A 22744-nucleotide genomic window follows, 5' to 3' on the forward strand; every position below is an offset into this window, starting at 1 on the left:
TCCTCCAATGTACTCAATGCTGAGCTGGCCTTGGTTGTTTATGTCGCCAGCGAATGATGGCAGGCGACGGACATATCGGGGCCGCGACTGCGCATCTCTGGCCTTTGCTCGGCACAGAGATCTGTGGCCAGCGGACAGCGGGTTCGAAACCTGCAGCCGCTGGGAATGTTGTAAGGACTTGGGACTTCGCCACTGAGGGCGGCGCTTTTTCCCCTGCGTGACGGATGCGTGGCCGGAACAGACGCAATGAGGGCGCGCGTATAGGGGTGGGAAGGAGCGTTGAATATCTGGTCAGCAGTGCCGGTTTCGACGACCGCACCCAGATACATCACGGCCACATGATCGGCGAGATAGCGCACAACCGAAAGATCGTGCGAGATAAACAGATAGGCAACGCCCGTTTCTTTCTGGACCTCTTTGAGCAAATTAAGCACCTGAGATCGGATCGAAACGTCCAACGCCGCGACGGCCTCGTCCGCCACAATGACACGCGGATTTGCCGCAAGGGCACGTGCAATGCCAAGACGTTGGCGCTGTCCTCCTGACAATTCGCGTGGACGGCGTTCCTTGAAAGCCTGCGGCAACCCGACCTGATCGAAGAGCTCGGAAATCCGCCTTTCTCGCGCTTGACCTTCTGCCAATTTCAGGCAATCGATCGGTTCCGCAACAATTTGTGCTGACGACATGCGTGGATTGAGACAGGCGAACGGGTCCTGAAAGACCATCTGAATCCTGCGTCGCCATTGGCTCAGTTCATCCGGTCCGCCACCTTTCAATGTCATGCCGGCCAGGCTGACGGAACCATCCGTCGGTTCGGTCAAGCGAAGAGCGAGACGACCAACGGTGGTCTTTCCGCAACCGGACTCGCCAACCAGACACAAGGTCTCTCCCGGATGCAGGGTCAGCGATACGTCATCCACGGCCACCACATGCTTTTGTTCACCAAGTCCGAAAAGACCGGAACGTTCGGTGTAGACCTTGCGCAGGTTTTTGATTTCAAGCGCCGCGGTCATGTTGCCTCCCGAGGCTCTTGAACACGCCAGCAAGCCGCGCTGTGGTCAGGTGAAATGTGAATTGAAGTCTGTGCGTTTGAACAACGCTCCGATGCCAGGGCACATCGACCCCGAAACTGGCATCCATGGCGGCTCGCAGATGGCAGAGGCACAGTTCCGGGTATTTCCATAAGCCGCGGCATACGGTCTTCGGTCTGCAGCTGCTGAACGGAATTCAGAAGACCTTGTGTGTAAGGGTGACGCGCATTGTCGAAAATCTCCAAAACCGGGGCTTCTTCGACTTGCTGGCCCGCATAAAGAACCAATACTTTGTCGGCCATTTCGGCAACCACGCCGAGGTCATGGGTGATCAACAGGAGACCTGTACCGCGTTCACCGCACAGGTCACTCATCAAGCGCAACACCTGCGCTTGAATTGTCACGTCCAGCGCCGTTGTCGGTTCATCCGCGATCAAAACAGCAGGGTCCAGCCCCAAGGCCATCGCGATCATCGCACGTTGCCGCATCCCCCCTGACAACTCATGCGGATAGGCGTGCACGCGTCGTTTTGCGTCTGGAATCTGGACCATGTCCAGCATGCGCTCAGCTTCTTTCAGCGCGTCACGGCGGGAGCCACCGCGATGTTCAATGAACACTTCTGCGATTTGATCACCGATTTTCATCACAGGGTTGAGCGACGTCATCGGCTCCTGGAAAATCATGGCAATCCGGTCGCCTCGCAACATGCGCAGTTCCCGGGGACCAGCTCGCACCAAATCCGTGCCTTCGAAAAGAATGCGTCCCTTGGTGACCTTCATTGCCGGATTTAGAAGACCCATAATCGCGAGAGACGAGATGCTCTTGCCGCAACCGGATTCGCCGACCAGGCAAAGGGTTTCGCCAGCGGCAATGTCAAAACTGAGGTCTTCCACCAACGGGATTTCCTGATCGTCCGGATTCAGCGAGATTGTCAGGTTTTCGACTGAAAGACGTGGTGTGGACATCACATTCCGTCCGTCTTCTTCACCGCCAACGACGCAGCAGGGTCCAGAAGATCACGCATGGCATCGCCCAGCAGATTGACCGCCAGGATGATCAGAGTGAGGAAAATTGCCGGGAACAAAAGGATCCAAGGCGCGATCTGCAAAAACTGACGCCCTTCGGCCATCATATTGCCCCAGCTGGGCACATCGGGCGGTGTACCCGCGCCCAGAAATGACAGGATCGCTTCCAGAATCATTGCGGACGCCAGCACATAAGTGGCTTGAACCAGGATCAGGCCCGCTGCCCCGGGGAGGATGTGGTGCCGCAAAATCCACGGCACTCCCGCACCACACGTGATGGCGGCTTCAACATAAGTTTGCGCGCGCATCACAAGAACATTGGCTCTGACCATGCGGGCCATTCTGGGGATTTCCGGCAGGCTGATGGCAATAACCAGAACCAGGGGTGATGATCCGATCATGGCGACGAGAGCAATCGCCAGAAGCACAGAGGGAATTGCCATCACTGCATCCATGGTCCGCATGATGACGGCATCCAATCGGCGAAAATACCCGGCACACACTCCGATAACCACGCCTACAACCGTTGTGGCAATCGCCACCAACGCACCAATGACCAAAGAGACCCGTGCACCCCAGACCACGCGCGCAAAAACCGAGCGTCCGACTTGGTCAGTCCCAAACCATTCTTCCGCGCTTGGCGGCTTGAGGCGTTTGATCGGGTTCAACTGAGCAGGATCGTCCGCCAGGAGCGGAGCAAACAAAGCCATGCAAATGGTCAGAAGCAGGACAGCGCAACAGAAGATCAGCACAGGTTGGCGAACCGCAACCGGGCGGATACCGAAGCGCCATCGGCCGGCGGGCATCGCCTTGTGTGTTGAGTCGGTTTGAGCAGCTGACATGCGAGGCCCATCAATATTTTATACGGGGATCAAAAAACGCGTAAGCAAGGTCGACCCCGAGATTGACCAGCACGTAGATTGCGGAAAACAGAAGGATGAGCGCCTGCACGACCGGATAGTCGCGACGCAAAATGGAATCAGCAGCCAGCCGACCCAGCCCCGGAATGTTAAACACGGTTTCCGTCACCACAACGCCGCCCAGCAGTGCCGCAAATCCGATGCCGATAATTGTGACAATCGGAACGGCGGCATTGCGCAAAACGTGCCGCAGGGCGACTTTCCAGACAGAAAGCCCCTTTGCATGGGCCGTTCTGACGTAATCCTCGCTGAGGATTTCCATCGCGGCCGCACGCGTCACCCGCGCAATCAATGCCGTATAGAGAGACGACAACGACAACGCGGGCAAAACCAGCGCTATAAGCGCACCGTGGATGCTCGTAGAAAAGCCTGGATAGCCCTGAACCGGAAACCAGCCCAACCTGATTGCGAAAACGTAGACAAGGCCGAAGGCAACAACAAAGACGGGTACGGAAAAGCCAATCACCGCGGAGGCCATGGCAACACGCGCGATTAGGCCGCTTGGCCACCATGCGGCCGCCAAGCCAAGCGGCACACCCACCGCAACAGCAATTGAAATTGCCATGAGTGCCAACACCAGAGTGGGCTCGATGCGTTGGGCGATGAGTTGGGAAACAGGCAGCCCTGAAAACAAAGATTCCCCGAAATCGCCACGCACCATTTGGCCGACCCATGACGCGAACCGCTCATGCGCCGGCCGCTCCAAATCCAGAGCGACACGGACCGCCTCAACTTGCTCCGAGGTCGCAAAGTCACCTGCAATGATCTGCGCCGGGTCGCCGGGCGTTAGCTCAAGGAGCAGGAAAACAAACAGCGCCACACCGAAGAGGACCGGTATCGCCGTGACCATGCGACCAACCAGATAACCAGCCATATCTCCTCCTCAGTTCTCAACATTTTCTGTCGCCAGCGGGTTTTTCCACCATTAAGAAAACGTTTTCCTAAATTCATACCCATTAATATTTTAATCGCAACAAAAAAGATGGTTTTTCAGGTAAAACTTTCCTATTGACCTTTGAGTTCGAACCAGCGCATTAATAGGAAAATGTTTTCCTAATGTCGGGATTTAGTCCGAATGGCTGCAAGCTCTTCTCCTACAATCAAGGAAGTGGCGCGTTTGGCGGATGTGTCTGTTGGAACGGTGTCTAAGGTGTTGAACAGGACCGGTAGTATCAGCGAACCGGTCAGGAAGCGGGTTCAGGACGTCGCCGAAAGTCTGGGCTACGCACCCAATTCGAATGCTCGTAGCTTGCGCAGTGGCACAACCCGCCTTCTTGGGCTGCTCGTCGCCGATCTTTCCAATCCGTTTTTCCTGCAACTCGTCGAAGAAATCGAACTTCTGGCAAGCAATTCCGGCTATTCCGTACTGCTCTACAACAGTGCCGAAGATCCCGTGCGCGAAAGGCGCAATATTCATGTTCTGTCAACGCAGCGCGTTGACGGCGTCCTGGTTATTCCCACACGAGAGCCATGGCAGGGACGCACGGCTTTTCTGTCGAACCTGCCCTGCCCGACCGTCCAGGTGGACCGATTGGTTGATGGGCTGGACGCACCATCGGTCGTGATCGACAATCGTCTGGCCGGCCGCCTTGCCGCAGAACACCTGGCTGATCTTGGCCATAACCGTATCGGGGTTCTTTCCGGCAAATCCGACCATGCCATTGCACGTCACCGTGTTGAAGGCATCCGATCCGTTTTTGCAGAACGGGGCGTGATGTTGGACGAGACATTGATCATTCGTGATCTGTTTGCCGTCGACACCGCCAGGGAAGCAACATTGCGCCTCATGGCATCTGCCAAACCGCCCACGGCAATATTTTCATCCAACAACCATCTGACCCTTGGAGCGCTGCAGGCACTTTCCAACATCGAAGCTCAGATCCCGCAGGATATTTCGATAATCGGAGTGGATGAATTGCCTTGGGCAGGTCCATTGTCAGGTGGGTTAACCGCTGTGGTCCAACCGAGCGAAATGATCGCAAAACATGCTGTCGACTCGATCCTCAAAGAGGCAAAAAGCGCAACACGACAAGAGCGGCACCCGGACGCTCCCGTTGTTCTGGCCCCTCGGTTGATTGTCCGCAATTCAACCTGCGCCCCGCGTGCAGAGCCATGACACAAGAACGAAGCGAAAGCCTCGTCTGGACAGGACGCTCCGCTTGCGACGCAATTTCCGACATCAGATCAGGCCACCTCTCCCCGGTGGATGTTATGGAAGAGACTATCGCTCGGATCGAGCACATCGAACCCCAGGTGAATGCATTTACATCCCTCCGCCTTGAATATGCATTGGATCGTGCCAACGAGATCCAGAATCAGGCTGCCAACGGCCGCCCGCTGCCGCCCCTTTGCGGCCTACCTCTGGCCGTTAAAGACAATTCCGATCTGGCAGGACTTCCGACAAGTGGTGCAAGCACTCTGGCGCAACGCGGGATCGCGGAAGCATCGGACCCGTCGATTGCAGCTCTTGAAGACAAAGGCGCAATCGGGATCGGCAAAACGAACCTCTCCGAACTGGGTGGCGCCAATACAACCAACGCGCTCTTTGGCTCTACACTCAACCCGTATGATCTGCGCTTGACCGCGGGCGGCTCATCCGGCGGGACCGCCGCGGCTTTGTCCACGGGGTGCGCCTATCTCGGACATGGAAATGATGTAGGCGGAAGCCTGCGCACGCCCGCTGCTTTCTGTGGTCTTTTCGGATTGCGACCCACACCAGGTTTGGTGCCGCGCCGCACAGGCGGCGATGCCTTTGACACAGTCTTTGTTGAAGGGCCCATGGCGAGGACTTTGGCAGACTTGGGCCTGACCTTGGACGCCATGCTTACCGAGGACAACGCTGATCCGTTTTGTCGAGGCCCGGCGGGCACCTATGAAGGGTTTTATGCTGCAGCGACATCGCCGAGGCCGATGGGACGTTTCGCTTTCAGTGAGGACATGAATATTCTGCCTTTGGAAAACGGGGTCAGATCCGCCTTCAAAGACGGCATCGAAAAACTGGCCAACCAAGGTGTTCCCTTGGAACAAGACACACCGGACGTTGCCAGTTTGGTCGCGCATGTGCAGGTCCTGCGCAGCATGTCCTACGCCGCACACTGGGGTCATCACCTGCCCGAGAATGCGGACGCATTTACCAAAGACGTCTATCGCGACATCTCTTTAGGCCTGTCACAAAGTGCACGCACAATTGCACACGCCCAGCGCATCCGCACAGACACGTTCCATGAACTGCGTGATTTCTTCAAAACGTATGATTTGCTGATATGCCCGACGGTCCAGGTCGCTCCCTTTCCGTTTGAACGGGCTTGGCCAAAAACCATCTGCGGTGTCCAATGTGAAAGCTACATTGACTGGATCATGATCACCTATATCTGGAGCCTCGTCGGCTGCCCCTCAGTAGCAATGCCGGTTGGATTGAACTCGGATGGGCTCCCCCTCTCATTGCAATTGGTCGGCCCGCCAAAATCAGAAAAGAAGCTGCTTAACGCCGCCGCATTCATTTCAGATATCCTGACCTAAACACCTCTTTTCCTGTTTGGGGCAAGGTAAGAGCACCTGGTCGAATGCGGGCCGCACACCCGAAACTCACCCTGCCCCAAATGTACAATGTCCTCGAAAAACTCCGCGCAGATGAGCCGGCCGAAGGCAAAGACAAGGACGTTTATCGCAATGGTTTCGTCGGCATCCCAGATGCATTGCACCAGTGCCCCAGCCCTTCGAGCACAGCTCTCGGGGCGTTCGTCGCTCGTGAAGTGCGGCTAGCACGTCACATTGAAGCGCGTTGCGCTTCAGCCGCTCCAGCGCTTCGCTATGGCTTCGCGCGTTCGTCAGAAAAACCGTCAAATCGCTAAGCTATTCAATTACTTGTCGAAAATCGAAGTGACATAGAACCTAGTGAAGTCCCACCTCACACATCTCTTGTTCACGCTACCAAAGGCCGGTCTTAGGCGCCAATTTCCCACGTGACCTTAGCCCAGCCCATCTTCGCCGAGTTGAACAATGACATCCCGCACCACGGAGCTCGCACGGCTTAGTGGCAACGATTTTGGCCAAGCGACGAGATAGTCTTGATCAACTCCGGGCTCGACTATGCGCCGCGCAGTGATGGTTCCTGCCTTAATCTTGTCCAGAACCGCACATCGCGGAAGAATGGAGCATACCGAACCACTGTTGACATGACTGAAAATCATCAACAATTCATCGGACTCAAATCGCACTTCATGAGGAAGCCTGGCGGAACTTATCTGAAGTTCCAGGTCGTTCCTGAAGGGCTGACCTTTTGGTACACTGACCATTGGATACTCCATCGCATCCGCCAGTGAGATGACATCGGGCGTATTCTGCGCGGCCGGATGTGCGGGGTCGCACAAAAAAAACAAGGGTTCCTTGGAAATCCGTTTTGCATTGACTTTTGAAAGATTCTCGCGATCCGGCAGCACCCCCACATCCGCCCGACCGTTTTCAACGTTGAGCTGGACTTGATGGCTTGGCAGCGGCGTCGCGCGAAGCTCGATCTGCGGATAACGCTTGTCCAACTCTTTGATCAGCAGCGGCAACAGCCGAACGGCCATGGCATTGTTAATATGCAAAGATACCTTACCGACGACTTGCTCGGATTGCGAGGCGATATCCATCCGCGCGACGTCAATCCGGTTCAGAATGTGCTCGGCATGATCATGCATGATGGTTCCTGCTCGGGTCAGCGTCGCACCCTTCTGGGTTCTATGAAAGAGTTTTGTCTCCAGTTCAGTTTCCAACGCTCGAAGCTGCTGGCTGATCGCCGGTTGCGCGACTGACAATACGCTGGCAGCGCGTGTGAAACTGCCCTCCTTTGCGACGACCACCAGATATTCAAGCTGGGTCAATTTCATTTCAGGACTTTCCTATCCCCTAATTCTATTATTGAAATCAAGTGTCCATAAGTATTCCTTATGAACTTCATAACATGAAACCGGCTATCCCAAGGAGGCAAAATCACCAAATTTCTGGAATGGATGCCGCGCCCCGCTTCCAGAGGGCGAATCCAGAAAGGGGTTCTTTGAAATGATGAAGCTGCTCACTAACCGCCGCATGTTCCTCAAAGGTACCGCCGCAGCCGGGATCGTCGCTGCGTCAGGCGTGCCGGCATTTGCTCGCGATGGCGCGCTGCGATGGGGCTCATCCAGCCTCGGGTCATCCGGATATGTCATACTCGAGGCGATGGCGAATGTGACGAACAAGCATACGAACCTGCACAACGCCGTGCAGGCCACCGCCGGAACCACGGAGAACTTCGCGTTGCTGGGATCGGGTGAGCTGGATATTGCTCACACAACCTCGATCGATTGGGTGGCCGCGTTCCGCGGTGACAAACCCTATCCGGGCAAAATCGAGGCAAATCAGCTTTTATCCTATGTGAAATGGCTATGTCCGCCGCTCGTGCACAAGGATTCGGACATTCAGACGATTGCGGACCTCAAAGGCCGCAAATACAGCGCGTCCAAGCCGGGAAGCGGCGCGGCGGCCCTGTCGCGCATCCTGCTGGAATCGGCCGGACTCGGTTCAGATGGGCGCGATGTGGATTGGGTCTATGGCGGTTGGAAAGAGGTGTACAACAACTTCCAGCTGGGCCAGGTCGATTGCATCTTCGGGATTTTCACCAACGGAGCGCCGATCGGCCTGATCACCCAAGTGAACACCGCCGTTCCGCTGCGGGCACTTGAGTATTCGCAAGACGTTCTGGACGCCGCGATCGCCAAGAACCCCGGTATCCTGGTGGCCGATCTGACGCCTGAGGATTGGTCGGCTCTTGAAAAGCCGGTTCGCAGTCCAGTCTTTACCGGCATCCTTGGTGCGGCCACCTCCGTATCGGCCGAAGACGGCTACGAGATCGTGAAATCGGTGCTCGACAATGTCGAAGAGGTCAAATCCTTCGGTAAACCGCTTGCTGGAGTCGGCCTTGAAGCCGCGGTCAACAACCTGTTGGTTGCCTATCCCGTCAACGCCGGCGCGGCGCAATACTATAAGGAGAAAGGCGTCTGGCGCGACGAACTGAAGATCGCGTCGTAAATTCGATCCAGCAAAAAAGGTAGAGCCATCAAAACACGACTGGTGGCCTGCCTTGTATTGTCAGGAATGCCGACGTGACTGCGATCATCCCGAAGGATTTCCTAAGAGCCGACGACGGCCGATTGCGTCCGCTTTCCGTGGTGATGCTCGGGCTGGTTCTGTTCATGGCAATCAGCCACGTCATGCAACTCTGGTTTCTCTACATCCCGTCCAGCCTGTTTAAAACCCTGCACCTCTGTCTCAGTATTGTTACGTTATTCATCTGGTATGCGCAGCGGCGCGAGAGTAAGTGGCGCGGTGCCTCCGATCTGGTGCTCGCCTTTGTCGCGACCGCATGTCTTGCCTACGTCTTTCTGTCTTTCGAGGCTCTGATCCACGAGCGCATGTTCGGCCCTTCGACCGCCGATGTGATCGTCGGGGTGGCCCTTCTGATCGCGGCAATCACGGCGGCCTACAATGTCTGGGGCATCACGATACCGATCATTGCGATCGGTGCACTCCTATACGGCTATTTCGGCAACCTTTTTAACAGTGACCTGCTCTATCACAGTGGGATCAAGTTCGAGCGACTGATTTCCTATACGTCCATCCCATTTTTTGAAGGTCTTCTGGGCTCGATGACCGGACTCTCGGGCGGGCTCATTTTCGTCTTCATGCTGTTTGCCGGGCTGCTGCGCACAACCGGTGGCATAGATTTCATCCTGACCCTGGCAGAACGGTTGGGAGGGCGATCGCGCGGCGGACCGGCCAAGGTGGCCGTGGTTGGCAGCGGGATCATGGGTATGATCTCGGGCAGCACAGTGGCCAATGTCGCCTCGACCGGATCGATTACGATCCCGCTCATGAAGAGGAACGGCTTTCGTGGCAGTTATGCCGGCGCAGTCGAGGCCGTGGCCTCGACGGGCGGGCAGTTCATGCCGCCAGTGATGGGGCTGACGGCCTTTTTGATTGTCGGCATCACCGGCATTCCCTATGGCTCCGTCATGCTGGCGGCTCTGTTGCCGGCGTTGATCTTCTACGGCAATCTTTTTCTCGCAGTGCATTTTCAGGCGGTTGCTTCAGGCATGAAACCGCAGTTTGAAGAGGCCGCAAAACGCACCTCGCTGATACAGGACATCAAGGAATACGGTCACCTTCTGTTCGCCGTCGGGTTGCTGGTCTACCTGCTGATCGGTCGAATGCCGCCGGGGCACGCGGCGGTTATCGCTGCCTTGTTCATTGCCGCAGCGGAGCTGGTCAAACAATTGCTGCTGCACCGTGCGGCGCCGGGTGAAGGGCTGCGTATCGCCATAAACCGGATCGTTGCGGGTCTGCACGAGGGTGTCCTCAATGGCGCCCAACTCGCCGTTGTGATCGCCGTGATCGGCGTGCTGGTCGACATGATGACCATCACCGGATTCGCCCAGAAACTGTCAAACCTGATGCTGGGTGTCGCCGACGACAACCTCATCGTGCTGCTTTGCCTTGCCGCGCTCTCCTGCCTGGTCTTCGGACTCGGGATGCCGACGCCTGCCGCCTATTCGCTGGTAGCGGTGGTCGGCGCACCTGCGCTGGTCGATTTTGGAGTCGAAATGCTGACCGCGCATATGTTCGTCTTCTTCTTCGCCAATATGTCAGCGGTCACACCACCGGTGGCTCTGGCCGCCCTGGTTGCCTCGAAACTCGCTCAGGCAAGTTATGCGCGGACTGCGTTGATTGCCTCGATGCTCGGCCTTCCCGGTTTTGTTATCCCTTTCCTGTTCGTGGTTTACCCCGAACTGCTGATGTTGGAGGGCGCGCTGCCGCAGCGCTTCCTGACCTTTATCGCTTGCCTGGTCGGGTTCGCAGCAGTGAACGTGGCGGTTTCCGGCACAATGCTGACACCGAACCTTCCGGTCCGAATGCGCTTGGCAGCAGCTGCGACCGGAGCTTTGCTTCTTTGGCCGTCGCTCATCGCAACACTCATCGGATTTGTTGCATTTGCAGTCCTGCTATTTGTCGATCGGGCACGCAGCGCAAGCGAACCGATGACAACTTGAGAAGGAAAAAGAATGAAATTTATGCTCCTGGGGTCGGGAACGCCCGCGCCATCATTGACACGAATGTCATCAGGCTATGCTCTGGAAATCGGCGATGATTTGATTGTTTTCGATCACGGCGGTGGTGTGCATCAACGCTTCCTGGAAGGCGGGTTTCGCGCCAAAGACGTGACCCACTGTTTCCTGACCCACTACCACTATGACCATATAATGGATCTGCCTCGGCTTGTTCTGACCCGCTGGGATCACGGCGGTCCGGATGTCCCTGCATTGAACATCTATGGTCCGGATCCTCTTCAAACGACCCTGGATCGCTTTTTTGGGCCTGAAGGCGCGTTTGCACTCGATATCCAGGCCAGGATCGATAGCCCTGCCAGCCAAGCGGTGTACAAGGTTCGCGGCGGCGAGGGTGCCCGCCCCGGCCCGAAGTTCACTCCAACCGAGGTGCGTGTCGGCGATGTGATTGAGGGCGACAACTGGACAATCAAAGTAGGTCCGACGCGCCATGTCCAGCCTGCTCTGAACTGCATCGCTTACCGTATCGAAACCGACCAAGGGACGATTGTCTACTCCGGTGACAACGGGGGCGTCTATGAGCCGTTCATTAAATTTGCGAAGGGTGCTGACGTGCTCATTCACATGAACCATTTTCTCTCTGGGACGGAGCTGACCCCTGAATATCGGGTCATGTCCGGTTCGCATTTAGACAATGCGGCGACGGCCAAACAGGCCGGAGTTGGCATGTTGGTTCTGACGCATCTGCAACCCGATCTGGACCGCTTGGGTGTAAGAGAGCGCATGGTCTCCGAAATTGCCGACATATACAACGGTCCAGTGATTGTTGGACAAGACCTGATGGAAATCCCGATGCGGGTTGGGGAGCAAAAGACAGCCGACTGACTACCGGAACGTCTGTCAAGTGCGTTAATTAGATCGCCGTTTGCGGGGTTCATTTCGTCGTCTCCAGCCCGGCAGAACTCAACCACAAGGACCTCCGCATCGTCAGGCTCCATAGTTGGCGCAGGTGACGGAACCGAAAGCCAACTCTCCGGCGCTGTCGTCGTAAGGCAATCGCTGATCTTGGCAAAATGGCGGTCAACGGCTTCGAAAACCGGTTTTCAGACCCTTTAGAAATCAGAACCCCTACTGCTTGCAATCGGGATGGAAGAACAACGGGCGTTCATTACCCGATGCTAGAAAGGAGCCCCCATGACATATGAAAACATCTTGAAAGACGCCGGACTAACCCGCGCGGAATTTACCGGCGGCGAATTGAAAGTACATACGCCCGTCGACGGATCAGAAATCGCAGCGCTTAAAGTCCATACGATTTCTGAAGCCGACGCACAGATCGCCGGTGCCAATAAAGCTTTCAAGGCTTGGCGCACAGTACCTGCGCCGCGGCGCGGTGAACTCATTCGGCTGCTTGGTGAGGAGTTACGCAAAGAGAAGGAAAACCTAGGTCGGCTGGTCACCCTGGAATGCGGAAAGATCTATCAGGAGGGCTTGGGCGAAGTTCAGGAAATGATCGATATTTGCGACTTCGCCGTTGGCTTGTCGCGCCAGCTTTACGGTCTCACTATTGCCTCCGAACGGCCGGGCCACGCTATGCGTGAAACCTGGCATCCCATGGGCGTGTGCGGCGTGATCACAGCGTTCAACTTCCCCGTTGCTCCCTGGTGCTGGAACGCGGCATTGGCCATTGTCTGCGGCGATCCGGTTATTTGGAAACCCTCGGAGAAGACACCGCTGACAGCTTTAGCCGTGCAAAAGATCTGCGAACGCGTCTGCCAGAAGTTCGGTGATGACGCACCCAGGGATCTCTTCCAAGTCCTCGTGGGTGAGCGCGAATTGGGTGAGCTGTTGACGGCATCGAAGGATGTGGCAATCGTTTCGGCAACGGGCTCGGTGCCAATGGGACGAGCTGTGGCCGGTGACATGGCTAAGAGGCTGGGACGTACGATCCTTGAACTTGGTGGAAACAATGCAATGATCGTGGCGCTTTCCGCCGATCTTGAAATGGCTGTTCGGGCAATCGTGTTTTCGGCCGTCGGTACCGCAGGACAGAGATGCACAACACTGCGGCGCCTGATCGTGCACAAAGACGTTTATGACCAACTCATTCCACGCCTGACGAAAGCCTATTCGACGCTGCCAATTGGTAGTCCGCTTGAAGAGGACACGCTTATCGGCCCGCTTATTGACGATCAGGCAATGTCAGCCATGGAGCAGGCAATCGAGCAGGCCAAATCGGAAGGTGGCACCGTTCATGGGGGCGGTCGTGCGCTGAACGACCAATTCCCCTCAGCAGCCTACGTGCATCCGGCCATTGCTGAGATGCCGGAGCAATCTCAAATCATGCATCTTGAGACCTTTGCACCGATTCTCTACGCGGTGAAATATTCAACAATTGAGGAGGCCATTGAGATTCATAACGCCGTACCGCAGGGACTGTCTTCTTGCATATTCTCAACAGATATCCGCGAAACCGAACTGTTCCTATCCGGAGTTGGCTCGGATTGCGGAATCGCCAATGTGAATATTGGACCCTCCGGCGCTGAAATAGGTGGTGCTTTTGGCGGCGAAAAGGATACCGGAGGCGGCCGCGAAAGCGGCTCAGATGCCTGGAAGGGCTACATGCGTCGACAGACCAACACGATCAACTACTCCACCGAACTGCCGCTTGCGCAGGGCATCGTGTTCGACATCTGAGCAGGAAGACCATTGGCACAAGATCAAGCAATCATGAAGAAAGGGAACCTCTGGCGCGCGACTATCAAACACGCGCTGGAAACTGAACCTTTGAACGAAGAAATCACCACGGATGTTGTTATCATCGGTGGTGGCTTCACCGGACTTTCAGCCGCACTTTACATCGCGCAGAAGCACTCAGACGTCTGCGTGCTCGAAGCCGAAACGATCGGCCATGGTGGCTCAGGTCGCAATGTTGGATATGTGAATGCGGGGCTATGGACACCCCCCGACGAGGTTGAAAAACTTGTCGGCAAGGAGTCCGGGCAAAAGCTCAACTCCCTCCTTGCTGACGGTCCAAATGTGGTGTTTGATCTCATCGAACGGCACCAGATTGAATGCAGCGCCACCAGACAAGCGACACTGCATTGTGCAGATACACAAAGCGGTAAACGCGACCTGGAGATGCGTCATAAGCAACTGAGTGCCCGCGGCGCACCCGTTGAATTGTTGAATCAAGAAGCTACCCAAGAGCGCACTGGCGCCAGGCATTTCGTGGCTTCGCTAATGGACCCCAGGGCAGGGACAATTCAGCCGCTTGCCTATGCTCAGGGCCTTGCCCGGGCGGCAGTCAATGCCGGTGCGCGGTTCTTCCAACACACCCAAGCTATCAGCCTTGAAAATCTTGGCGACACATGGGTCGTCAAAACAACCAACGGCTCAGTGCGAGCTCGGAAACTCATTCAAGCAACCAATGCCTATGGTACAGAAGGCCTACATGAAAATGATTTTGTACCGGTCTATTACTTCCAACTGGCAACCGAGCCGCTGAGCGAAGATCAGCGGGCTGAAGTTCTTCCGGGTTTAGAAGGATGCTGGGACACGGCAACCGTCATGTCGTCTTTTCGATTGGATGAAGACGGCCGATTATTGGTTGGCGCCGTGGGCAATCTTAACGGTCCCGGTGCTGCAATTCATAAGGCATGGGCGAGACGCAAACTAAAATCGCTCTATCCAAAGCTAGGTCACCTGAAGTTTGATCATGAATGGTGTGGTCGGATCGCAATGACGTCCGACCATCTGCCGAAGGTTGTCTCAATTGGTCCAGCAGCGATTTCTATTTTTGGCTATAGCGGTCGTGGCATCTCTCCAGGAACAGTTTTCGGTCGCTGTGCAGCCAAATGGGCCACAGAAAGTACCGAGGATGCATTTCCCATTCCGATAAAAGCGCCCAAGGCCGACCGGTTCAAACGCTTCAAATCAATTTTTTACGAAACAGGGGCCACGCTGACGCATCTGTTCAAAGCGTGGATTTGAGAATGGCGTTACATAGTGCAGGAAGGAAATGACAATCATGGAATGGGGAGACAATCGGCATCTAAATTTTTGATGCATGGTATCCGTGTGTCCCTGGTAATGTCAGGAACGCCTCGACATTTCGCTTTCCCGTGCGCTACGAGGAGCTGGAATCCTTCTTCCCGATCACAGGTCCGTCAAATATACCGTCAATAATCCTAGCTACGCCGCTATATTCGCACATGGTCGACATCGGATGAGGATGGAAAATTATTTGACATCAATTACTTGTGATAATTCCGGTCAATCGCGCGACATCCAGATCCACGTGTAACTGCCCTTCGAGCACAGCTCTCCGGGCGTAGCCGACCGCACCGATCTCTATTCGTTTAGCTCCTGAAGAGCGGGCCATGCTTCAAAAGGCAGCAGGCCATATGCCTTTAAGCAGGTACATCCCGGAACAGGCTTTGGGGTCTGCATCGGCACTTCGACGACGATACAGCCCCCGGCCTGTTGAAGACTAGGAAGCCCTACCGCGCATTTTGGCCGCGCTGAGTCAATCACATCCGCCCACACCAGCGCTCAGTATGCGCGCTCCCGTGCCTGAAACTTCTGATAGAGAAAACGCAAATTAGTGGCCCAGACCTGCAGGGCTAGACAAACAATCAGCAACCCGATGGTTGAGTAAAATGAGGCATATCCCGCTCTTAGAAAACGTCTACATAGTCGGCTAAAGCGGGTGGGCTATCCGGCACGCCATGGAGGTCGGTGTTTCAACTCAAGGTGCGGGGATCAAAAGGCGTTCGTGGTGCCTGAGCTCGGATCAGGTCGCTCTTGCGTTCCGCCATTGCAACAATTGCTGCATTGTGCGGCCCCGTTGTGGCCTGCGGAATGATCGAGCCGTCGATCACATGCAGCCCTTCCGTGCCGCGCACCACAAGAGCTGGATCGACCACGGCTTCGTCGTCGGAGCCCATCCGGCATGTCCCGACAGGATGGTGATGAGTAAAGGCGGCTTTCTGAAGAAAATCCAGCTTCTCCGCGCGTGTGTTGAGTTCAACACCCGGCAGAAACTCTTCCTTGCGCCAATCGGCAAAAGCCTGCGAATGCCCGATCGCGCGGGTTCGCTCCATCGCTTCTATGTAAATTTCGCGATCGTATTCTTCGGCCAGATAGTTTGGATCGATGTCAGGAGCCACCGTTGGATCGGCGGACCGAAGACGAATGGCGCCGCGGCTCCTGGGATGTGTGAAGCCGAACATCAGAGTATAGGCTTCCCCAAACGGTGGCGGATCAAAGGCATCGGTGGCAATGGGAACGACGACGCAGGCGGCCACCATCTCGGGCGCCAGTTTGTCATCGCCGTTTCGCGATGAATAAAGCAGCGACTCCGAGTGCTGGGTCTGTGTGAACGGAACCTCGTCTTTGGACAGATAGACATTTCCACCTGAAAGTAAGTGGTCCTGGAGATTCTGCCCGACACCAGGCAGGTCGACCCGTGTGGATATTCCCAGCTTGGCCAGTTCGTCCGCCGACCCGATGCCGGAACGCATCAGGATCGCCGGCGAATTGATGACACCGGCGCACAGAACGACCCCTTCCCGAGCCTCGATATGCACAGGCTTGCCGTCGACGATCAGATGAAGTCCCGAGCATCGCGTGCCGGTAAAGGCTAAACGGTCGACCAGACAACCGGTTCGAACCGTCAGATTCGCTCGTGAAAGCGCCGGTGTCAGATAGGCATCAGCAACGCTCTGGCGCTTACCGTCGACGATCACCAGGGTATTGAGGGTCGGCCCCGTCATCCGGGCGCCGTTGTGTTCGCGCGTCGGCACATGCCCCTGCTCTTCAGCAGCGGCCATGAAGCATCGCGTCAGGGGATGCGGATCGCTCGGAACCATCTGCCGGATCGGTCCCTGATCGCCGTGGTAGGGCGACGGTGCAAAGGGCGATGTTTCCGATGCGATGAAATAGGGCATCAGATCAGCATAACCCCAGCCCTCACAGCCAGCCGCAGCCCAGCCATCGAAATCGCTGGGATGGCCGCGCACATGCGCCATCGCATTGATGCAACTCGATCCGCCCACGACGAAACCCCTTGCCCAATCATGGATGCGATTGGCGGTGTGGCGCTGCGGCACCGTCTTGAAGGCCCAGTCGATGTCCGAGCCTTCCAGCATTGGCCACATGGCAGGCTCCGAGATTGCTGGTTCGTCGGCCTCACCACCCGCTTCAATCAGACAGACGGTTGCGTCTTCGTCCTCGCTCAGGCGCGCCGCCAGAACGCATCCGGCCGTGCCGGCGCCGACAATCAGATAGTCATACTGCATTCCGTGCTGGTCCTCGCGCGACACTATTTTCAATTCTCTTGCGGCCAGTCTGGCAACTCCGACGCGTGCCCAAGCTGCGCCCTTTCATTCGGCAGCCGTGGACGTGCCCGCGCTAAAGTCAGGTGACATGCGGTCGAAGATCACGGCGCGCACGGCCAGCAGATGCTGGCGCATGCACTCCTGTGCCAAGTCCGGATCTCGGGCAGCGATCGCCCGTGCGATCTTAAGATGCTCCGCATCCCGCTTGCGTCGCCGGTCCGGGCATGGCGGGGCACGATCCGGCAACCGAACCCGCGCATCACCGCCAACCTGGCGAAGAATCCTGTAAAGCTCGCGCGCTAGTGTGTTGCGTGTCGCACTTGCAATTTCAAGGTGAAAGGCCAAATCCGGTGCGCCGTAGGACTCTTCCTTCTGGCTGTTGGCCGCTTTGACAATCCGCTCCGCTTCGAGCGACGACGCCTTCAGCGCCGCCAGTCGCGCAAGCTGCGGTTCGATAATCAGACGCAGTTCAATCACATCGGTTGGATTGGCGAGGCGCACGAGGTTCTGGACCTGGGGATTTGTTTCGCGAAAATTGCGGCGTCCGACACGTGCCGGCGGAATCAGGTTGTCTTCTCTCATCTCCGCCAGAATGCGCCGCAGGCGCGAGCGGGTGATGCCGAACTCCTCGACCAATTCCCGTTCTGGCGGAAGCGTGCCGTCTTCGCTGGCCAGATCCGCGATCGTTTCCTTCAACTCTTCCGCAGAAAGCCTGGCTGACTTTCGGTCTTCAGTCATAACGTCCTTTGAATCTCCCTGGAAACCATTTGAAACATAATACGGTCGCGGACACTAGGCAACCGTATTGACATAATTGGTTGCACAATGGTTTGCTTTGTGAACAGACTTTTTGGGGGTGACGGGAATGGCCACGGGTTTCGACTATGTCATTGTTGGCGCGGGATCGGCCGGCTGCGTTCTCGCCGACCGGCTGAGTGCCGATCCGAGCTGTCGCGTCTTGCTGCTGGAAGCGGGAAACTGGGATCGTGACCCCCTGGTTCACATACCTCTGGGCTGGGGCATCATATTCAAGGAGCGCCGCCACGATTGGGGCTACGACTGCGAACCCGAGGATGCAGTCGACGGTCGTGCCATCGAATGTGTGCGTGGCAAGCTGGTCGGCGGCTGCTCGTCCACAAACGCAATGGCGTGGGTCCGCGGCAGCGCTCATGTCTACGACCGCTGGGCAGCGGAAGCTGGTTTGGAAAACTGGAGCAGCCAAGCCACCCTGCCCTACTTTAAGAGGCAGGAAAGTTGGGAAGACGGCGCGAACGGTTGGCGCGGCGGCGACGGTCCGGTAACCGTTCAACGATGCCACTACCAGGATCCCCTGGTGGAAGCTTTCGGCGAAGCCGGCCAAAGGGACTTCGGCTGGACGGACGACTACAACGGCGCCAATCGCGACGGATTTTCGCGACTTCAGATGTCTATCCGGAAGGGACTTCGCGCCAGCACGTCAAACGCCTACCTTCGGCCCGCCGCCAGCCGAAAGAACCTGACGATCAGAACCGGCGCGACTGTGCGTGAAATTCTCTTCCGGGGGGACAGGGCAACGGGTGTCGTTCTCATGAACGGGAGCGGCGGCGAAACAATTCATGCTGAACGCGAGGTGATTGTTTCGGCCGGCGTCATTAACACACCGAAATTGCTGAAGAATTCCGGAATCGGCGCAGAAGATGAACTGCATGGACACAACATCGATATTCGAAAGCCGCTGGCCGGCGTCGGCGCGAATCTGATGGATCATCCATCGATCATTGTGATGTATCACAGAGCCGGACAAGGACCGTTTCACCGGATGATGCGCTATGACCGTATCGTTCCTGACCTCGTGCGGACTTACCTTGGCGGAGAAGGGTTTTCAGGGGATGTACCGGGCGGCATCACCGCCTTCCTCAAATCCAGCAAGGCCACCGATACGCCTGACATCCAAATCCTGTTCACCGCTGCTCCGTTGGCATCCTGGCCCTATCTTGCGCCGTTCAAAAAGCCGTTTCCGGATGGCTTCGCAACGCGCCTGGTGCTGACGCAGCCAAAGTCCCGCGGCGAAGTTAAGCTGGCCTCGTCCGACCCGCACGGCCTCCCGAGGATCCATCAGAACTTTCTCGATGCAGAGTATGATCGGCGGGTTCTCCGAGAGAGTTTCGATATCGCCCGGTCGCTGGCCTCGTCACCCGAGATGAAGCCATTCGTGAAAGCGGAAGTCGCACCCGGACCCGATTGTATCAGCGACGAGGCCATCATGGACTACACGAGAAAATCGCTGATTACGGTTCATCACCCCTGTGGGACATGCCGCATGGGCAGCGCCGCCGACGAACGGTGCGTGGTCGGCCCGGATTTGAAAGTGCACGGTTTCGATGGCCTCCGTGTCGTCGATGCATCGGTTTTCCCGGAGATTCCGAACGGCAATATCAACGCCGCGGTCATCATGGTGGCCGAACGGGCCGCCGATATGATTCTGCAGGGAACCGAACCAACCAGCCCTCCGTTGGCGAACCATAATTCAACCATTAACAAATAATTATGTTGTAATTATCGGTTTTTGGGTGTCTACTCTGATCAGCAGCGTGAACCAGAGGAGTGAATTATGTCAGCAACCGCGACGTCTGATACCGGTGCCAACAGGAAAGAAGCGCTGAAAGGTCTGCACTCCGACGTGTTCAGCGCGAACATGCATCCTTTCTGGGCAACCACCAAGGACGTGGAGCATGACGAAGTGGCGCAATTGATGTCGCCGCAAAAGGCCGTTCCCTGGGTGTGGAAATATTCCGATATCGGACCTTTGCTGGAACGGGCCGCCGAGCTGATCACCATGGCCGACAGCGACCGACGCTCTCTCGTTTTGGTCAATCCCGGGCTGGCGCCGCGGCGCGCTTCCGTCACGACCATGTATACAGCCTACCGTTTCAACGGGGTCGACGAGATCATGCCCCCGCACAAACATTCGGCGAGCGCCTGCCGTTTCGGTCTTCTGGGCGGCGGCAATTTCACCAGCGTTGAAGGCGAAAATGTCGTTTTCGGTCCAGGTGACATGATTTTGACGCCAAACGACGCCTGGCACAATTTCGGCAGCATCGGCAACGAGGGCGCCCTCAACCTTTCGGTTCTCGACTTCCCATTGGTGGAGACGCTGCACGCGCTGGAATTCCACCATCACTACACCGAGATGGAAAACGGAAAGGAAGTCGAAAAGAAGGAACAGTCCGCGCGCTATCCCGTTGACTACTCCAAGCTCGTTTATGGCCAGGGCGGTATGATGCCGCGCTTCGTGGATCATCACCGGGCGGGTGGCTTTGCATCCCCTCAGGTCGTCTATCGCTGGGAGGCGATGGAAACGCTGCTTGATGCTCACAAGGACCACGACGGCGATCCACATGACGGTATCATCATCGATTACGTCAATCCGCGAACCGGCGGACCCGTGTTCGAAACGATCAACTATTACATTCAGATGCTGCGCCCCGGCGAAAAGACGGCACCGAAGCGGGAGACAGCCAATCTGTTGCTGGCGCCATTCAAGGGCAAGGGACACTCCATCGTCGATGGAGAGCGATTTGACTGGGAAGAATTCGACACGCTGGCGGTTCCGGGTGGTTGCTGGGTGGAGCATGTCAATCCGTCCCAGACCGAACCGGTGATCCTGTTCGGCGCCACCGATTCTCCAACTCAGAAGAAACTCCATCTCTACAAGAGCTGGGGCCGCAACCAGGCAGGCGACCTGCTTCGTCTGGCATAGATCCGTAATCAGCCGGCGCCACATGGCGCCTAAGACCTCCCCACAAAACAGGCGAGAAAGCGACTATCCTTTGGCAGATGCTCTCAACACCACGCTTCTAGCGCATATTGACTGCCCCGGAGGGGGGCAGGTCTGGGTGGACGGCACGACCCTCTATATTGGACACATGCGTTTTCCCTCCGGGACAACCATCGTGGACGTGGCGGATCCGCGGCAACCGAAGGTGATCAGCAAAATCGGCGTTCCGGATGGCTGGCACTCACACAAGGTGCGCGTTGCAAACGACCTTATGCTCGTCAATCACGAAAAGATCGGTCAGGAAGGCGATCATAGCTTCGGCGGCGGTCTCGGTATCTATGACGTGGCCGATCCGTCCAACCCGCGCCTTCTGTCCAAATGGCGAACCGGCGGTCGCGGCGTTCACCGATACGATTTCGACGGGCGCTATGCCTATATCTCACCGACCGCCGACGGTTATGTCGGCAATTTCGTGATGATCCTGGACCTCAAAAACCCCGAAAAACCTGAAGAGGTCGGTCGGTGGTGGATCCCCGGGCAGTGGCAGGGAGGTGGCGAAGACTACCCCTGGGACGATTGGGTTCCGCCCCGTTGCCATCATCCGATCCGGCGTGGAGACCGCCTCTATGTCAGTTACTGGCATCACGGATTGTTCATTCTCGACATTTCCGACATGTCGAAACCCAAGGCGATCTCGAGTCTGAATACGAGCCCGGTGTATCCCCACCCGACCCATACCTGCCTGCCGTTCAAGGAAAAGATTGCAGGCCGTGACATCATGATCGTAGCCGATGAAGATGTCGCCAAACTCTATCCCTCGCCACCGGCGTTCACCTGGGTCTACGACATCACGGTGGAGACCATTCCGACCTCGATCGCGACATGGCAGGTCGAAGGACTGCATGGGGATGGCTCCCCGCAGGAGCCGATGACCGGCTGCCACCAGCCATCGGAGCGCGTGGCCGGCACGATCGTACCCTTTGCCTGGTTTGCCCAAGGCCTGCGGATTGTCGATTTTGCCGATCCGTACAGTCCTCGCGAGCTCGGCCACTTCCTTCCAGACGTGCCGGAGTCGCAGGCGCGGCCGTCATCAAACGATGTGACGATCGATGACCGCGGCATCATTTATCTGATCGACCGGATCCACGGCGTGGACATCATCGAAACCAGCGTTTTCTGAGGAACCAATGGCCAAGATCTCCGACAAGCACTACGCCATCGGCAAGAAAAACCCGAACCTGCCTTTTCATCCGGCCGTTCGCGCCGGCGATTACATTTTCGTGTCGGGCCAGGTCTCCAAGGATGAGAACGGCAACATGATGGTGGGCTCGATCGAAACCGAGACGGCTGGAACCATCGAGGCCATTCAACGCCTCATCGCCGAGGAAGGTGCGACGCTGAAGGACGTCGTCCGCGTCTGCACCTATCTCGAGGATCCACGTGACTTTGGCCGCTACAACGCGGTTTTCAAAAAGTATTTCGACGGCGCGGTGCTGGCCCGAACCACGGTCGAAGCACGTGCAGTGATCACGACGCGGATCGAAATCGACTGCATCGTCTACAAACCGTTGGAAGACTGAACGTGAAAC

General features: G+C 56.7%; 18 protein-coding genes. 11 read left to right on the forward strand and 7 right to left on the reverse strand.

Going from position 1 to position 22744, the window contains the following annotated elements:
- Window positions 1–38: 38 nt before the first annotated feature.
- From OQ273_RS13710 to OQ273_RS13725, 4 genes are read right to left on the reverse strand one after another with little or no spacing between them, the layout of a single operon-like run.
- A complete protein-coding gene (locus tag OQ273_RS13710) occupies window positions 39–1013 on the reverse strand; it encodes an ABC transporter ATP-binding protein (protein ID WP_267991061.1) in 975 nt (324 codons plus the stop codon).
- Window positions 1010–1996 carry an ABC transporter ATP-binding protein gene (locus tag OQ273_RS13715; RefSeq protein ID WP_267991062.1) on the reverse strand — a complete coding sequence of 329 codons (987 nt, stop codon included), beginning with the start codon at window positions 1994–1996 and terminating at the stop codon, window positions 1010–1012. The genes OQ273_RS13710 and OQ273_RS13715 overlap by 4 nt, the downstream gene beginning before the upstream one ends.
- Window positions 1996–2898, reverse strand: a complete 903-nt coding sequence (locus OQ273_RS13720; RefSeq protein ID WP_267991063.1) for an ABC transporter permease — start codon at window positions 2896–2898, stop codon at window positions 1996–1998. The genes OQ273_RS13715 and OQ273_RS13720 overlap by 1 nt, the downstream gene beginning before the upstream one ends.
- A 10-nt stretch (window positions 2899–2908) precedes the next feature.
- A complete protein-coding gene (locus tag OQ273_RS13725; protein ID WP_267991064.1) occupies window positions 2909–3850 on the reverse strand; it encodes an ABC transporter permease in 942 nt (313 codons plus the stop codon).
- A gap of 201 nt (window positions 3851–4051) precedes the next feature.
- Between OQ273_RS13725 and OQ273_RS13730 the strand changes: the two genes are divergently transcribed.
- Both OQ273_RS13730 and OQ273_RS13735 read left to right on the forward strand, forming a co-directional pair.
- A complete protein-coding gene (locus OQ273_RS13730) occupies window positions 4052–5092 on the forward strand; it encodes a LacI family DNA-binding transcriptional regulator (protein ID WP_267991065.1) in 1041 nt (346 codons plus the stop codon).
- A 95-nt stretch (window positions 5093–5187) separates the two neighbouring features.
- Window positions 5188–6495, forward strand: a complete 1308-nt coding sequence (locus tag OQ273_RS13735) for an amidase (RefSeq protein ID WP_267993101.1) — start codon at window positions 5188–5190, stop codon at window positions 6493–6495.
- A gap of 449 nt (window positions 6496–6944) precedes the next feature.
- On the opposite strand, the gene OQ273_RS13740 is transcribed toward OQ273_RS13735, so the two are convergent.
- Window positions 6945–7847, reverse strand: a complete 903-nt coding sequence (locus tag OQ273_RS13740; protein WP_267991066.1) for a LysR family transcriptional regulator — start codon at window positions 7845–7847, stop codon at window positions 6945–6947.
- A 175-nt stretch (window positions 7848–8022) separates the two neighbouring features.
- Between OQ273_RS13740 and OQ273_RS13745 the strand changes: the two genes are divergently transcribed.
- The 5 genes from OQ273_RS13745 (at window position 8023) to OQ273_RS13765 (ending at window position 15050) form a co-directional block, all read left to right on the forward strand.
- Window positions 8023–9024 carry a TAXI family TRAP transporter solute-binding subunit gene (locus OQ273_RS13745; protein ID WP_271292108.1) on the forward strand — a complete coding sequence of 334 codons (1002 nt, stop codon included), beginning with the start codon at window positions 8023–8025 and terminating at the stop codon, window positions 9022–9024.
- Between the two features lie 74 nt (window positions 9025–9098).
- On the forward strand, window positions 9099–11042 hold the full coding sequence (locus OQ273_RS13750; protein ID WP_267991068.1) for a TRAP transporter permease: 1944 nt from the start codon (window positions 9099–9101) through the stop codon (window positions 11040–11042).
- Window positions 11043–11063: 21 nt separating this feature from the next.
- Window positions 11064–11942: an MBL fold metallo-hydrolase gene (locus OQ273_RS13755; RefSeq protein WP_267991069.1), complete on the forward strand. Its 879-nt coding sequence runs from the start codon at window positions 11064–11066 to the stop codon at window positions 11940–11942.
- Between the two features lie 309 nt (window positions 11943–12251).
- The gene (amaB, locus tag OQ273_RS13760) at window positions 12252–13754 is read left to right on the forward strand and encodes an L-piperidine-6-carboxylate dehydrogenase (protein WP_267991070.1); all 1503 of its coding nucleotides are present in this window, start codon (window positions 12252–12254) and stop codon (window positions 13752–13754) included.
- Window positions 13755–13766: 12 nt separating this feature from the next.
- Window positions 13767–15050 (forward strand): NAD(P)/FAD-dependent oxidoreductase, encoded by a 1284-nt coding sequence (locus tag OQ273_RS13765; RefSeq protein ID WP_267991071.1) that lies wholly within the window; start codon window positions 13767–13769, stop codon window positions 15048–15050.
- 752 nt (window positions 15051–15802) lie between these two features.
- Here the strand turns inward: OQ273_RS13765 and OQ273_RS13770 are convergent.
- Window positions 15803–17359 (reverse strand): GMC family oxidoreductase, encoded by a 1557-nt coding sequence (locus OQ273_RS13770; RefSeq protein WP_267991072.1) that lies wholly within the window; start codon window positions 17357–17359, stop codon window positions 15803–15805.
- A gap of 84 nt (window positions 17360–17443) precedes the next feature.
- A complete protein-coding gene (locus tag OQ273_RS13775; protein ID WP_267991073.1) occupies window positions 17444–18136 on the reverse strand; it encodes a FadR/GntR family transcriptional regulator in 693 nt (230 codons plus the stop codon).
- 127 nt (window positions 18137–18263) lie between these two features.
- On the opposite strand from OQ273_RS13775, the gene OQ273_RS13780 reads away from it, so the two are divergent.
- The 4 genes from OQ273_RS13780 (at window position 18264) to OQ273_RS13795 (ending at window position 22735) form a co-directional block, all read left to right on the forward strand.
- Complete coding sequence (locus OQ273_RS13780; protein WP_267991074.1) at window positions 18264–19922, forward strand: GMC family oxidoreductase; 1659 nt, start codon at window positions 18264–18266, stop codon at window positions 19920–19922.
- 66 nt (window positions 19923–19988) lie between these two features.
- Complete coding sequence (locus tag OQ273_RS13785; RefSeq protein ID WP_267991075.1) at window positions 19989–21137, forward strand: cupin domain-containing protein; 1149 nt, start codon at window positions 19989–19991, stop codon at window positions 21135–21137.
- Window positions 21138–21207: 70 nt separating this feature from the next.
- Window positions 21208–22335: an LVIVD repeat-containing protein gene (locus OQ273_RS13790; RefSeq protein WP_271292109.1), complete on the forward strand. Its 1128-nt coding sequence runs from the start codon at window positions 21208–21210 to the stop codon at window positions 22333–22335.
- A gap of 7 nt (window positions 22336–22342) precedes the next feature.
- Window positions 22343–22735 carry a RidA family protein gene (locus tag OQ273_RS13795; protein ID WP_267991077.1) on the forward strand — a complete coding sequence of 131 codons (393 nt, stop codon included), beginning with the start codon at window positions 22343–22345 and terminating at the stop codon, window positions 22733–22735.
- The last annotated feature ends 9 nt before the right edge of the window (window positions 22736–22744 follow it).

Source organism: Hoeflea prorocentri (assembly GCF_027944115.1).
Lineage (GTDB): Bacteria > Pseudomonadota > Alphaproteobacteria > Rhizobiales > Rhizobiaceae > Hoeflea_A > Hoeflea_A prorocentri.

Bases quoted from the DNA above. Each gene is read 5' to 3' on its own strand.
- OQ273_RS13710 (WP_267991061.1), bottom strand. From the start codon at position 1,013: ATGACCGCGGCGCTTGAAATCAAAAACCTGCGCAAGGTCTACACCGAA.
- OQ273_RS13715 (WP_267991062.1), bottom strand. From the start codon at position 1,996: ATGTCCACACCACGTCTTTCAGTCGAAAACCTGACAATCTCGCTGAAT.
- OQ273_RS13720 (WP_267991063.1), bottom strand. From the start codon at position 2,898: ATGTCAGCTGCTCAAACCGACTCAACACACAAGGCGATGCCCGCCGGC.
- OQ273_RS13725 (WP_267991064.1), bottom strand. From the start codon at position 3,850: ATGGCTGGTTATCTGGTTGGTCGCATGGTCACGGCGATACCGGTCCTC.
- OQ273_RS13730 (WP_267991065.1), top strand. From the start codon at position 4,052: ATGGCTGCAAGCTCTTCTCCTACAATCAAGGAAGTGGCGCGTTTGGCG.
- OQ273_RS13735 (WP_267993101.1), top strand. From the start codon at position 5,188: ATGGAAGAGACTATCGCTCGGATCGAGCACATCGAACCCCAGGTGAAT.
- OQ273_RS13740 (WP_267991066.1), bottom strand. From the start codon at position 7,847: ATGAAATTGACCCAGCTTGAATATCTGGTGGTCGTCGCAAAGGAGGGC.
- OQ273_RS13745 (WP_271292108.1), top strand. From the start codon at position 8,023: ATGAAGCTGCTCACTAACCGCCGCATGTTCCTCAAAGGTACCGCCGCA.
- OQ273_RS13755 (WP_267991069.1), top strand. From the start codon at position 11,064: ATGCTCCTGGGGTCGGGAACGCCCGCGCCATCATTGACACGAATGTCA.
- amaB (WP_267991070.1), top strand. From the start codon at position 12,252: ATGACATATGAAAACATCTTGAAAGACGCCGGACTAACCCGCGCGGAA.
- OQ273_RS13770 (WP_267991072.1), bottom strand. From the start codon at position 17,359: ATGCAGTATGACTATCTGATTGTCGGCGCCGGCACGGCCGGATGCGTT.
- OQ273_RS13775 (WP_267991073.1), bottom strand. From the start codon at position 18,136: ATGACTGAAGACCGAAAGTCAGCCAGGCTTTCTGCGGAAGAGTTGAAG.
- OQ273_RS13780 (WP_267991074.1), top strand. From the start codon at position 18,264: ATGGCCACGGGTTTCGACTATGTCATTGTTGGCGCGGGATCGGCCGGC.
- OQ273_RS13785 (WP_267991075.1), top strand. From the start codon at position 19,989: ATGTCAGCAACCGCGACGTCTGATACCGGTGCCAACAGGAAAGAAGCG.
- OQ273_RS13795 (WP_267991077.1), top strand. From the start codon at position 22,343: ATGGCCAAGATCTCCGACAAGCACTACGCCATCGGCAAGAAAAACCCG.